We start from the raw sequence: 12,282 nt of genomic DNA, 5'->3' as shown, positions 1-12,282 counted from the left end.
GGACCCAGGCGGCGATCGATCGGCCAAATTACGTCCGTGACAGCGCCTGCAGGCCCTTGAAGGTCAGGCGCTTGGGGTCCGTGACGCCGGCCAGATAGAGCTGGCGGATAAAGGCGATGACGGCGTTGCGGTCGCAATCGGTCAGCGCGACGACGGCGTCGACTGCAATTCTCTGGGCTTCCATTGGGCTTACCTCGGCCTTGCGAGTAACCCCGGCCGAGACAGGCTAGGACTGATCTCCTAATCCGGCGTTAACCGTTCGAGCAGCATGGCCTATTTAGCCGCGCCGCCGAATACGTAAAACGACGCATGGGCTTCCGTCAGGAATACCGCATCACGCCGTCGTCGATCCGGCCGAAGCGCAAGGAGACGATGTCGAGCGCATAGTTCTGGTAGAGGCGCCAGGGCTGCTTCGAGCCCTGCTTCGGCATCTTGGCCACGGAGCGCTGCACATAGCCCGAGGTGAAGTCCAGTGACGGCTGGGCGGTGATCTCGGGGTCGTCGTTGTGCGCCACGCATTGGCGGAAATTGTGCCGGTCCATGTAGTTGATCAGTCGGCAGACATATTCGCAGGTTAGATCGCATTTCAGCGTCCAGGACGCGTTGGTGTAGCCGAAGGCCGAGGCCATGTTCGGCACGTCGGCATACATCATGCCCTTGTAGGTCAGCGTACTGGCGAAATCCACGATGCGGCCGTCGACGCTGACTTCGAGGCCGCCGACGACCTGCAGCACCAGCCCGGTCGCCGTCACGATGATATCAGCGGCAAGCTCGCGGCCGTCCTTCAGACGGATGCCGTCATGGGTGAACGTGTCGATCTCGCTGGTGACGACGCTGGCGCGCTGCTCGCGGATCGCCTTGAACAGGTCGCCATCCGGCACCAGGCAAAGCCGTTGATCCCAGGGATTGTAGCGCGGGGTGAAATGGGTCGCGACGTCGTAGTCGGGGCCGAGCGCCATTTGCACGCCCTTGAGAATGAGGTCCTTGACCTTCGCGGGCCTGCGCCGGCTGAGCTGGAAGAAGAACATCCCCCACATCACGTTGCGCCAGCGGATGACATGATAGGCAAGCCGCGTCGGCAGATTGCGGCGGATCTTGTTGGCGACGGGATCCTGCGCGGGCCGCGATACCACATAGGTCGGCGAGCGCTGCAGCATGGTGACCTGCGCCGCCGTCTTGGCGAGCTCCGGCACCAGAGTCACCGCGGTCGCGCCCGACCCGATCACGACCACGCGCTTGCCCGCGTAGTCGATGTCCTCGGTCCATTTCTGCGGATGCACGATGCGGCCGGCGAAATCCGCGGCGCCCTTGAACTCCGGCGTGTAGCCCGCCTCGTATTTGTAATAGCCCGAGCACATGAACAGGAAATTGCAGGTGAAGCGCACGAGTTCGCTGGCACCCTCGCCCGTGATGCGCTCGGCCTCGATGGTCCAGCGCGCCTCGCTTGTCGACCAGGACGCACGCTTGACGCGGTGGCGGAAGCGGATGTGCTTCTCGATGCCGTTCTCGGTGGCGGTCTCGCGCACATAGTTCAGGATCTGCGGCCCGTCCGCGATTGCCTTCGGGTCGGTCCACGGCTTGAAGGAATAGCCGAGCGTGAACATGTCGCTGTCGGAGCGGATGCCGGGATAGCGAAACAGATCCCAGGTGCCGCCGATGCAGTCACGCCCCTCCAGGATGACGTAGCTCTTGCCCGGGCACTTCGTCTGCAAATGATAGCCGGCGCCGATGCCGGACAGACCGGCACCGACGATGAGCACGTCGAAATGTTCTCTGGCTTCGGTCATGGCGTTCTCCCCCGTGAAGTATCAGGCAGAGCGAAACCGAATTGCAACTCCTTTCACCTGGTCGCTTCGACCATACAATTGGTGTCGAAATACTCGTAAAATTCCACGGCCTTTCCGTCCTTGAAGCGCCAGAAGTCCATCTTGGGCGTCTCGGCGGCCTTGCCGGTTTTCTTGCAGGTCCAGGCCGTGGAGCCACGCGCGATCACGACATCTCCTTGCGCGATGTATTCGTCCACCGTGTAGTGCTGCATGGCCCAATCGGCCAGCAATCCATGAAAGTAGCCGCGGAGCTTTGCGCGGTCATCGTAATCCGTCGCGAACGCAAGCGGCTGCGCGCCACGTGGGACCGAGCCGAAGCTGATTTGCGGGCCGATGACGCTGTCGAACCAATAGTCGACGCTCCCGCCCTTCGTGTCGTTCCACCGACGATAGGCTTCCTTCAACAACTGGACATTGGCTTCGCTGGACATCGCATTCCCTCCATATGCATTTGGACAATGAATTCGGGAAAAGCGGCCGCCCGCTCCGAAAGTGGCAGGCTTGTTTCGGCTCTACCTGAAAGCGTATCATAGACGAGCCCAACAAAAAAAGGCCCCGGATCGCTCCGGGGCCTTCGTGTCGCGACTGCGTGCGGCTCAGTAGCGGTAATGATCCGACTTGTACGGACCTTCCTGCTTGACGCCGATATAGTCGGCCTGGTCCTTGCGCAGCTCGGTGAGCTTCACGCCGATCTTGGCGAGGTGCAGGCGCGCGACCTTCTCGTCGAGCGACTTCGGCAGCACGTAGACTTCCTTCTTGTACTTGCCGTCCTTGTTGTTGGCGTAGAGCTCGATCTGCGCCAGCGTCTGGTTGGTGAAGGACGCCGACATCACGAAGGACGGATGGCCCATCGCGTTGCCGAGGTTCACGAGGCGGCCTTCCGACAGCATGATGATGCGGTGCTTGTCGGGGAATTCGATCTCGTCGACCTGCGGCTTGACGTTGGTCCACTTCAGGTTACGCAGACCCGCGATCTGGATCTCGTTGTCGAAGTGACCGATGTTGCAGACGATGGCGCGATCCTTCATCGCGCGCATGTGCTCGATGGTGATGATGTCCTTGTTGCCGGTCGCGGTGACGAAGATGTCGGCGCGGGGCGCGGCGTCTTCCATCGTCACGACCTCGTAGCCTTCCATCGCGGCCTGCAGCGCGCAGATCGGATCGACTTCCGACACCATCACGCGGCAGCCGGCCTGGCGCAGCGAAGCCGCCGAGCCCTTGCCGACGTCGCCGAAGCCGGCGACCATCGCGACCTTGCCCGACATCATCACGTCGGTGCCGCGGCGGATGCCGTCGACCAGCGATTCACGGCAGCCATAGAGGTTGTCGAACTTCGACTTGGTGACGCTGTCGTTGACGTTGATGGCGGGCCACAGCAGCGTGCCGGCCTTCTGCATGTCGTAGAGACGATGCACGCCCGTGGTGGTCTCTTCGGAGACGCCCTTGATGCTCTCGGCAATCGCGGCGAAGTAGCCCTTCGGCTTCTCCTTGAGCTGCTTCTTCAGCAGCGCGAAGAAGACTTCCTCTTCTTCCGAACCGGGCTTGTCGAGGAAGGCGGTATCGCCCTTCTCGGCGCGCAGGCCGAGATGGACGTACATGGTGGCGTCACCGCCGTCGTCGAGGATCATGTTCGGGTGACCGCCGCCGTGCCAGTCGAACAGCTTTGCGGTGTAGTCCCAGTACTCCGCCAGCGTCTCGCCCTTGACGGCGAAGACGGGAATGCCGGCGGCCGCGATCGCGGCAGCGGCGTGGTCCTGCGTCGAATAGATGTTGCAGGAGACCCAGCGGATGTCGGCGCCGAGGGCTGCCAGCGTCTCGATCAGCACGCCGGTCTGGATCGTCATGTGCAGCGAGCCGGCGATGCGCGCGCCCTTCAGCGGCTGCTTCGGGCCGTACTCCTCGCGGGTGGCCATCAGGCCGGGCATTTCGGTCTCGGCGAGCGAAAGCTCCTTGCGGCCGAAATCGGCGAGCGAGATATCCTTGACGATGTAATCGGTGAAGCCGGGCTTCGCGTTCATAGTGGGTTCCTGTTTGTTTGGCTCGTCATTCCGGGACGCTCGTTAAACGAGCGAACCCGGAAACCAGCGTTTCGAGATTCCGGGCTCGCCGCTGTTGCGGCGCCCCGGAATGACGCAAGTGACTTAGAGCGCGCGCTTGAGCTGCTCGACGAGATCGGTCTTCTCCCAGGAGAAGCCGCCCTCGTTGTCGGGCGTGCGGCCGAAATGGCCGTAGGCCGAGGTGCGCGCGTAGATCGGACGGTTGAGGTCGAGATGGCTGCGGATGCCGCGGGGCGTCAGATCCATCGCCTGCGCCGCCGCCTTCTCGAGCTGCTCCTCCGGAACCTTACCGGTGCCGTGGGTGTCGATGTAGATCGAGAGCGGACGCGCCACGCCGATGGCGTAGGCGAGCTGCAGCGTGCAGCGGTCGGCAAGACCGGCGGCAACGATGTTCTTGGCGACGTAACGCGCGGCATAGGCCGCCGAACGGTCGACCTTGGTCGGATCCTTGCCGGAGAACGCGCCGCCGCCATGCGGGGCCGCGCCGCCGTAGGTGTCGACGATGATCTTGCGGCCGGTCAGGCCGGAATCGCCGTCGGGGCCGCCGATGAAGAACTTGCCGGTCGGGTTGATGTGCCAGATCGTCTTCGGCGTGATCCAGTCCTTCGGCAGCGCTTCGCGCACATAGGGCTCGACGATGTCGCGGATCTGCTTGGACGAGATGTCCTCGACCAGATGCTGGTGCGAAACCACGATCTCGCGCACGCCGACCGGCTTGCCGTTCTCGTATTGCACGGTGACCTGGCTCTTGGAATCGGGACCGAGCACCTTCTCCTTGCCGGAGTGACGGGCTTCGGAGATCAGGCGCAGGATCTTGTGGGCGTAGAAGATCGGCGCCGGCATCAGATCGGGCGTCTCGTTGGTGGCGTAACCGAACATGATGCCCTGGTCGCCAGCGCCCTCTTCCTTGACTTCGCCCGGCTGCAGCGCATCGACGCCCTGGGCGATGTCGGCCGACTGCGGATGCAGCAGGATCTCGATGTCGCAGGTCTTCCAGTGGAAGCCTTCCTGCTCGTAGCCGATGTCCTTGATCGCGCCGCGGACGACGCCTTCGATCTGCTCGTTGGTCACCGACTTCGGACCGCGGGTCTCGCCGGCGATCACCACCTTGTTGGTGGTCGCGAGCGTCTCGCAGGCGGCGCGGATCTGCCAGGGGTCGATGCCGGCCTTGGGCCCTTCGCGGTAGAACAGATCGACGATCTCGTCGGAAATGCGGTCGCAGACCTTGTCCGGATGACCTTCGGACACGGACTCGCTGGTGAAGAGATAGGACGCGCGCATCAGTAACCCCTTGTTCCGCCGCTAAGCCGGCGGGCGTTTGCGATGTTTACCTGTGGAGATGTCAATCACGCCGGCGCGAGATGACGTAGGATTCGTCGAGAAACCAGAGCCCATTGTACTTACGCAGCACGTCCCTGGCGGCATCCAGAGTGCGGCCGTTTTGAGTCATTTCTGTCAATCGGTCGTCCTCAATCTGAGCGACATACACCGCCGCATTCCACGCTGCAAAGGCCGTCGAGGTTCCGATCGTACCGGTGACCTCGTTGGGCAGCGCTTCCATATCATACCTGAAGATCGAGCGGTTATCCGCGTAAGCATTAAAATTTAAGTCGCGGCCCAACGATCCGAGTTCATACTTAACGGCGCGCAATAGCTCATGACGGCTCACGGCGAAAGGATTTTCTCCGGGCCAGATCGCCTGGATGATTTCCATGCCCGGATCCTGGCCATGGGAGTGGATACCGATCAGCCGCCCGCCCGGCCGAAGCGCCCGCGCCAGGGGGGCGATGATCCGCTTGGCGCGAAAATTGACCGAGGACAGGGCCCGGTAGGGCTGGGAGGCGATGACGAGGTCGAAATTGGCCTCGGTCTGGCCCGGCCGCGGGATGGTCGCATCCAGCAGGAACCTGTGATCCTCGCGATACAGCACCAGCACCACGGGCCGCTCATAGAGCGGCATGGCGGTGCGCGGGCTGATCGCGGCGCGCCAGTTCTGCTCCAAAAACGGCCGAAGCTCGGCGATCTGCTGCTCGAACTCGCCCGACGAGCCCCCCCGCAAGGGGACCTCGTGCCAGACGGTCGCAGCCGCCGCCGCGGGCGATGCCGGCGTCAGCCAGGGCGCCTCCGAGTAGAACATGTTGGTGAACACGAACACCGAGGCCGGGTGCTCGAAAATGCGGTCCGGCACCTTCTCCAGCGTCAGGCGCAGGTCCTCGAGGCTGAGCTCCTTGCCGGCGACATAAAACGGCATATGGGGATAGCGCTGGTGCGTGGCGCGCAACACCCGCGCCAGCACCGTGCCGTCGCCGACGCCGGCGTCGAAGATGCGCAGGGCCGGCGGGCGCGGATGGATCGAGGCGAGCTCCAGCGCGACCCTGTCCGCAACCACCCGCTTCTCGCTGCAGGTGTGGACGAACAGCAGGTATTTCTGGCGGTTCTCGAAGAAGCGGAAATTGCCGCGCGGGTCGCGCTTCTCGGGGGGCACCTGAAGCCCTCGCGGCGGCGGCACCCCGCCGGCCATCGAGGCCGCCATATAGGCCTGGATCCGCTCCAGCGTGTCGATGGTGATGCGCTTGCCCTCGCGCAGGCGGTGCACCAGCTTCCCATCGTTGACCGCACGCCGGCCAAACGTCGATTCCGCCATGTCCGACTGACGGCAGAACTCCGTGATCTGGCTCAGGATTTCGTCGTTTTTCATGGGTGGGATATGGTGGGCAGGACGAGTGGGATTCACCTCTTAGCAAAATCTGCCCACCAATGAAATAGCGGATCTCGGCTTCTCCCGCACCGCTCGCACCCCTGCGGGTCGTGAACCCCGGCGCCACGCCAGGCAACAAACAGGCGCTTCTGCTCTGATGGGACCATTGCCATGCGCCGCCTGCTCGTCGTGCTCAGCCTGCTTGCCGCAGCCCTGTGGTCCGCGCCCGCGGCCGCGCAGGCGCGCAACCAGCTTGGGCCGCTCTGTACCACCGACACGACGCCGGCGGACAAGATGATCGATGCCTGCAACAAGATCATCGCGTTGAAGGTGTTTCGGGGCGAGCAGCTTGCGACCATCCACTTCTGGCGCGCCGTCGGCTGGAACAAGAAGGGCGATTACTCGAAGGTCATCGCCGATGCGACCGAAGCGATCCGGCTGCAACCGAGCCAGGCGGCCTACAATCTCAGGGGATCGGCCTATTACGACAAGGGCGACTACGAGATTGCGATCAGCGATTTTGACGACGCGCTGAAGCTCGGCCCACCGAGCGGCACCATCTTCCACAATCGGGGCAACGCCTGGCGCGGCAAGCACGATTACAACAAGGCCATCGCCGACTACGACATGGCGATCAAGGCCGATCCGACATCCGCCTTCTCGTTCCAGAACCGCGGCATCTCGAAACAGGCGCTCGGCGATCTCGACGGCGCGCTCGCCGACATCAACCAGGCGATCCGGCTTGATCCCACGCTGCCGCAGCCGCTGATCAACCGCACCGCGATCTGGCGCGCCAAGGGCGACCTCGACCGCGCCATCGCCGACGGCAGCGAGGCGATCCGGCTCGCCAGGGAAAAACCGCCGGCCAACATCATGACGCCGCCGAACAGCGTGCTGATCTCCGGCTACACCCATCGCGCGCTGGCCTATGAGGCCAAGGGCGACTACGCCCGCGCACGCGAGGACTACAATGCGACGCTGGGGATCGTGGCGTCCGATGCCGGCAGCAAGGCCAACCAAGCCACCGCAAAGGTACGGCTGTCGCTGGTGACGGATGCGCTCGCACCGATCCCGCGCGATGCGCCCTCACCCACGACGCAGCCAGCGACCAGCCCTGCCCCGCAGCAGACCGGCGCGGCACCGGCTCCCTCAGCCGCTCCGGCCGTTCGCGGCGCACGCATGGCGCTGATCATCGGCAACGGCGCCTATGCGCATGTCAAGGCGCTGCCCAATCCGGCCAACGACGCGCGTGCCGTCGCGAAGAGCCTGCGCGACATCGGCTTCACCGTTTCGGAAGGCGTCGACCTCGATCGCGCCGCGATGCAGAAGATGACGCGCGACTTCCTGCGCGCGGCGGCCCGGGCGCAGGTGGCGGTGGTCTATTATGCCGGCCATGGCGTGCAGGTGGACGGCCGCAACTATCTCATTCCCGTCGACGCCGAGCTCAAGCCGGGCACGGCCATGACGGCTTCGATGATCGACATGGACACGATCCTGGCCGGCCTCGACGACCAGGTCCGCACCAACATCCTGATCTTCGATGCCTGCCGCAACAATCCGATGGCGCAGCAGGTGGCGAGCGCCGGCACCAACCGCGCCATCGAGGGCGCATCAGGGCTTGCCGCACCGACGAGCCTCGGCAGCGGTGCGACGCTGGGCGCCGGCACATTGATCGCCTTCGCGACCGCGCCGGGCCAGGTCGCGCTCGACGGCGAAGGCGCCAACTCGCCCTTCTCTGCCGCGCTGTCGCGCCACCTCGGCACGCCGGGGCTGGAGGTGCAGCAGATGCTGACGCGGGTGCGGGCGGAAGTGGTATCGAGCACGAAGAACAAGCAGGTGCCGTGGTCGAACTCGTCGCTGCTGGGCGAGGTTTATCTGGCGGAGAAGTGAAGCTTTAGCGCAAATGCCGTAGCCCGCACTCGCTGTCATCGCCCGGCTTGACCGGGCGATCCAGTATTCGAGAGACGTCAGTGCTTCACCGAAAAGCCGCGACGTACTGGATTCCCCGCTTTCGCGGGGAATGACACCGGGCATGTGGCGAGGCCTTGCCGTCGCTCACACAGAGCGGGGCTCAGTTGCCCCAAACTTCCTTCGCGATCTCGACCGCGAGGCCGAGCTTGGCCCACTGCTCTTCCTCGGAGAGGATGTTGCCTTCCTCGGTCGAGGCGAAGCCGCATTGCGGGGACAGCGCGAGCTGCTCCAGCGGGGCGAACTTCGAGGCCTCTTCCAGGCGGCGCTTGATGTCGTCCTTCTTCTCGAGCTCGCCGAACTTCGAGGTGATGACGCCGACCACGACGACCTTGTTGCCCCTGGGCAGGAAACGCAGCGGCTCGAAGCCGCCGGCGCGGTCGCTATCGTATTCGAGGAAATAGCCGTCGTAATTGGTGCCAGCGAGCATGGTCTCGGCGACCGGCTCGTAGCCGCCCGAGGAGATCCAGGTCGAGCGGAAATTGCCGCGGCAGACGTGGGTCGTGACCACCATGTCGGCGGGCTTCTCGGCCAGTGCGTAGTTGATGACGCGCGCATAGATCTGCTGCAGGCCATCCGGATTGTCGCCGCGCTCGCGCGCCTTCTGCAATTCGTCCTGCGAGCAGAGATAGGCCCAGACCGTGTCGTCGAACTGGAGATAGCGGCAGCCGGCGTCGTAGAACGCCTTCACCGCCTTGCGATAGGTCTTGCCGAGGTCTTCGTAGAACGCGTCGAGGTCGGGATAGACGTCCTTGGAGATCGCCTTGCGTCCGCCGCGGAAGTGCAGCACGGCCGGCGACGGGATCGTCATCTTGGCGGTGACGTGGGCCTGGTCGGCGATCTTCTTCAGGAACCGGAAGTGGTCGAGCATCGGGTGATCGGCGGGGAAGTCGAGCTTGTCGATGACCCGCACCGCATCGTGACGGGTCTGCACGCCCGCGAACTGGATGCCGGCGTCCGGATGGAAGAGCTCGCAGCCGGTGAGCTTGGCCAGGAAGTCAAAATGCCACCAGGAGCGGCGGAATTCGCCGTCAGTCGCAAGCTTCAGGCCGACCGAGGCCTGCTTGTGCACGACCTTCTCGATCTCCATGTCCTCGATCTTGCGCAGATCGTCGAGCGAGATCTCACCCTTCTCCAGCCGGCTGCGGGCTTCCTTGATCTTGGCGGGACGCAGAAGGCTGCCGACCTCGTCGGCGCGGAAGGGGGCTTTGGTTCGCTGCATATCGTACTCCCGAAGATTTCTTAGTGGGCCGCCGCCCCTGCCACCCCGAGGTGGCGCTCCAGGACCGATGGGTCGGCCTTCAGCGCGGCGCTCGGGGCGTCGTGGACGATCGTTCCGCGCTCCAATATCACAACGCGGTCGGCAAGCCCGAGAATCTTTTGGGCATTCTGCTCGACGATGATGGAGCAGATGCCGCCCGCCCGGGTGATGGTCCCGATCGCCCTGAGGAGCTCCTCGACGATGATGGGGGCAAGACCCTCGGTCGGCTCGTCCAGCAGCAGGACCTTCGGATTGAGGGTCAGTGCGCGGCCGATCGCCAGCATCTGCTGCTCGCCGCCGGAGAGCTGGTTGCCGAAGTTGCTGCGGCGCTCCTTCAGCCGCGGGAACATCTCGTAGACCTTCTCGACCGTCCACGGGCCTGGCTGGGCCACCGCGGTCATGTTCTCCTCGACGGTCAGCGAGCGGAAGATGTTGCGCTCCTGCGGCACCCAGCCGATGCCGGCGCGAGCCCGCTGGTCGGGCCGCAGGCTCGTCACGTCGGTACCGGCGAGCGCGACTGTGCCGGCGAAGCGGCGGGTGACGCCGACGATGGAGTTGATCAGCGTGGTCTTGCCGGTGCCGTTGCGGCCCAAGAGCGCCAGCACCTGCCCCTCGGCGAGGCGCAGGCTCATCTTCGGCAGCACCACCGCCTCGCCATAGCCGGCACGAAGCGCATCGATCGCGAGCAGGTCAGACATTGACCGCCTCCTCGCCGAGATAGACCGCCTTCACCTGCGGATCGCGCGCGACCTGCTCGGGCGGACCTTCCGTCAGCAGCGCACCGGAGACCAGCACCGAGATGCGGTCGGCAAAGGAGAAGACGAGGTCCATGTCGTGCTCGATCAAGAGCACCGTGACGTCGCGCGGCAGGGCGCCTACCACGGCCAGGATGTCGTGGCGCTCGCTTTCGGGCACGCCGGCGGCGGGCTCGTCGAGCAGCAGCACGCGCGGCTTACCGGCGATCGCAACCGCAATCTCGAGCAGGCGTTGCTTGCCGTAAGGCAGCGTCACGGTCTGCTCGTTCATGGCGTCGAGCAGATGAAAGCGAGTCAGCAGATCGGCAATCTCGCCATTGACGTCGCTGCGCGTCCCCATCCGCCGCCACCAGTCGCCGCCATGGCCGAGGCGCTCGGACACGGCAAGGCCGATGGTCTCGAGCGGCGTCAGATCCGGATAGAGCTGGTTGATCTGGAAGGTGCGCGACAGGCCGCGCAGCACGCGCTTGTGCACCGGCAGATCGGTGATGTCCTGGCCTTCCAGCAGGATGCGGCCCGAGTTCGGCTTCAGCACACCGGTGAGCTGATTGATGACAGTGGTCTTGCCGGCGCCGTTCGGGCCGATCAGCGCGTGGCGGGCGCCCTGCTCGATCTTCAGCGAGAGATCGCGGGTGACGCGCAGGCCGCCGAACTGCTTTTCGAGGTTCTGGGTTTCGAGCGCGATGGTCATGCGTCGCTCTCCGGCACAGCGACGGCCGCCTTACGGCCTGCGACCTGCCTGATGACCAGGTTCGGCACATAGAGCACCCAGCGATGCAGGCGCTGCCGGCCGATCAGCACGATCACAACCAGCACGAGGCCGATCCAGAACTGCCAATATTGCGGGGTCATGGTGGAGAAGAATTCCTGCAGCATGCGGAAGATCACCGCGCCGATCAGCCCGCCATAGAGATAGCCGGTGCCGCCGATGACGAGCACCAGCATGAGATCAGCCGAGCGCTCGAAGGCGAACACGTCGAGCGAGGCGATCGCGGTGGTCTGGGTGAACAGCGCGCCGGCAACGCCGGCATAGAACGCCGCCAGCGTGTAGATGGCGATCAGGCGGCGGTTGACCGGAATGCCGATGGCGGCCGCGCGCAGCGGATTGTTCTTGATCGCGCGCAGCGACAGGCCGAACGGCGAATGCACGACGCGGCGGGCGAACAGGAACAGCAGGAACAGCACGGCGAGCGAATAGAAGAAGCCGGTCTTGCCGAACATGTCGAACGGGATCTGGCCGAAGATCGGCTGCATCTCGATGCCTTGCAGGCCGTCAGTGCCGCCCGTGACGTTGGAAAAGCGTTCGGCCAGCGCCTCCAGCAGCAGCGCGATGCCGAGCGTCACCATCAGGCGGGTCAGGTCGACGCCGCGGATCACCAGGAAGCTGGTGGCGAAACCGAGCACCATCGCGGCAAGCCCCGCGACGACCAGCGCCAGCACGGGCTCATTGATGATGCCGTGAAGCGCGAGCAGTCCCGCCGCATAGGCGCCAACACCGAAGAAGGCGGCATGGCCAAGCGAGACGATGCCGGCATAGCCGAGGATGAGATCGAGCGACATCGTGAACAGCGCGAGCCGCAGGATGTCGGTCATGATCAGGTAACGCGAGGGAAATGCGAAGCCGCAGGCCAGCACGATGAGCCAGAAGGCGATTTCGCCGTAATGCCAGCGCGCCTGGCGCTGGGCGTGAAATCCGACGTCGGAGGCAGCGTTCATC

Annotated in this window: 11 protein-coding genes; 1 reads left to right on the top strand and 10 read right to left on the bottom strand. The window is 64.5% G+C overall.

Going from position 1 to position 12,282, the window contains the following annotated elements; all coding sequences use genetic code 11:
• Positions 1-28: 28 nt before the first annotated feature.
• The 6 genes from QRQ56_RS00175 to QRQ56_RS00150 form a co-directional block, all read right to left on the bottom strand.
• Complete coding sequence (locus QRQ56_RS00175) at positions 29-184, bottom strand: hypothetical protein (protein ID WP_438736657.1); 156 nt, start codon at positions 182-184, stop codon at positions 29-31.
• Between the two features lie 136 nt (positions 185-320).
• On the bottom strand, positions 321-1,787 hold the full coding sequence (locus QRQ56_RS00170) for a flavin-containing monooxygenase (protein ID WP_438736655.1): 1,467 nt from the start codon (positions 1,785-1,787) through the stop codon (positions 321-323).
• 53 nt (positions 1,788-1,840) lie between these two features.
• Positions 1,841-2,257, bottom strand: coding sequence for a nuclear transport factor 2 family protein (locus QRQ56_RS00165; RefSeq protein ID WP_438736653.1), 417 nt, complete (start codon positions 2,255-2,257; stop codon positions 1,841-1,843).
• A gap of 165 nt (positions 2,258-2,422) precedes the next feature.
• Complete coding sequence (gene ahcY / locus QRQ56_RS00160) at positions 2,423-3,844, bottom strand: adenosylhomocysteinase (protein WP_438736652.1); 1,422 nt, start codon at positions 3,842-3,844, stop codon at positions 2,423-2,425.
• Positions 3,845-3,967: 123 nt separating this feature from the next.
• Positions 3,968-5,164: a methionine adenosyltransferase gene (gene metK, locus QRQ56_RS00155; protein WP_028143345.1), complete on the bottom strand. Its 1,197-nt coding sequence runs from the start codon at positions 5,162-5,164 to the stop codon at positions 3,968-3,970.
• Positions 5,165-5,225: 61 nt separating this feature from the next.
• The gene (locus QRQ56_RS00150; RefSeq protein ID WP_438736650.1) at positions 5,226-6,581 is read right to left on the bottom strand and encodes a hypothetical protein; all 1,356 of its coding nucleotides are present in this window, start codon (positions 6,579-6,581) and stop codon (positions 5,226-5,228) included.
• Between the two features lie 171 nt (positions 6,582-6,752).
• Here QRQ56_RS00150 and QRQ56_RS00145 point away from each other — a divergent pair, with 171 nt between their 5' ends.
• Entirely contained in the window at positions 6,753-8,471 is a 1,719-nt protein-coding gene (locus QRQ56_RS00145; RefSeq protein WP_438736648.1) for a caspase family protein, read from the top strand.
• Between the two features lie 181 nt (positions 8,472-8,652).
• Here QRQ56_RS00145 and QRQ56_RS00140 read toward each other — a convergent pair whose 3' ends face one another.
• The 4 genes from QRQ56_RS00140 to QRQ56_RS00125 are packed head-to-tail and all read right to left on the bottom strand — an operon-like array spanning position 8,653 to position 12,281.
• On the bottom strand, positions 8,653-9,771 hold the full coding sequence (locus QRQ56_RS00140) for a cobalamin-independent methionine synthase II family protein (RefSeq protein ID WP_438736646.1): 1,119 nt from the start codon (positions 9,769-9,771) through the stop codon (positions 8,653-8,655).
• 20 nt (positions 9,772-9,791) lie between these two features.
• The gene (locus tag QRQ56_RS00135; protein WP_438736644.1) at positions 9,792-10,508 is read right to left on the bottom strand and encodes an ABC transporter ATP-binding protein; all 717 of its coding nucleotides are present in this window, start codon (positions 10,506-10,508) and stop codon (positions 9,792-9,794) included.
• Positions 10,501-11,256, bottom strand: coding sequence for an ABC transporter ATP-binding protein (locus tag QRQ56_RS00130; RefSeq protein ID WP_438736642.1), 756 nt, complete (start codon positions 11,254-11,256; stop codon positions 10,501-10,503). Before QRQ56_RS00130 ends, QRQ56_RS00135 begins: the two co-directional genes overlap by 8 nt.
• The gene (locus QRQ56_RS00125; protein ID WP_438736640.1) at positions 11,253-12,281 is read right to left on the bottom strand and encodes a branched-chain amino acid ABC transporter permease; all 1,029 of its coding nucleotides are present in this window, start codon (positions 12,279-12,281) and stop codon (positions 11,253-11,255) included. The genes QRQ56_RS00130 and QRQ56_RS00125 overlap by 4 nt, the downstream gene beginning before the upstream one ends.
• Position 12,282: the final 1 nt, after the last annotated feature.

Origin of the sequence: Bradyrhizobium sp. U531 (assembly GCF_051710265.1) — a bacterium.
Lineage (GTDB): Bacteria > Pseudomonadota > Alphaproteobacteria > Rhizobiales > Xanthobacteraceae > Bradyrhizobium.
This window is presented reverse-complemented; position numbering and strand designations above follow the sequence as displayed.

Bases quoted from the DNA above. Each gene is read 5' to 3' on its own strand.
- metK (WP_028143345.1), bottom strand. From the start codon at position 5,164: ATGCGCGCGTCCTATCTCTTCACCAGCGAGTCCGTGTCCGAAGGTCAT.
- QRQ56_RS00135 (WP_438736644.1), bottom strand. From the start codon at position 10,508: ATGTCTGACCTGCTCGCGATCGATGCGCTTCGTGCCGGCTATGGCGAG.
- QRQ56_RS00140 (WP_438736646.1), bottom strand. From the start codon at position 9,771: ATGCAGCGAACCAAAGCCCCCTTCCGCGCCGACGAGGTCGGCAGCCTT.
- QRQ56_RS00175 (WP_438736657.1), bottom strand. From the start codon at position 184: ATGGAAGCCCAGAGAATTGCAGTCGACGCCGTCGTCGCGCTGACCGAT.
- QRQ56_RS00150 (WP_438736650.1), bottom strand. From the start codon at position 6,581: ATGAAAAACGACGAAATCCTGAGCCAGATCACGGAGTTCTGCCGTCAG.
- QRQ56_RS00165 (WP_438736653.1), bottom strand. From the start codon at position 2,257: ATGTCCAGCGAAGCCAATGTCCAGTTGTTGAAGGAAGCCTATCGTCGG.
- QRQ56_RS00125 (WP_438736640.1), bottom strand. From the start codon at position 12,281: ATGAACGCTGCCTCCGACGTCGGATTTCACGCCCAGCGCCAGGCGCGC.
- ahcY (WP_438736652.1), bottom strand. From the start codon at position 3,844: ATGAACGCGAAGCCCGGCTTCACCGATTACATCGTCAAGGATATCTCG.
- QRQ56_RS00170 (WP_438736655.1), bottom strand. From the start codon at position 1,787: ATGACCGAAGCCAGAGAACATTTCGACGTGCTCATCGTCGGTGCCGGT.
- QRQ56_RS00145 (WP_438736648.1), top strand. From the start codon at position 6,753: ATGCGCCGCCTGCTCGTCGTGCTCAGCCTGCTTGCCGCAGCCCTGTGG.
- QRQ56_RS00130 (WP_438736642.1), bottom strand. From the start codon at position 11,256: ATGACCATCGCGCTCGAAACCCAGAACCTCGAAAAGCAGTTCGGCGGC.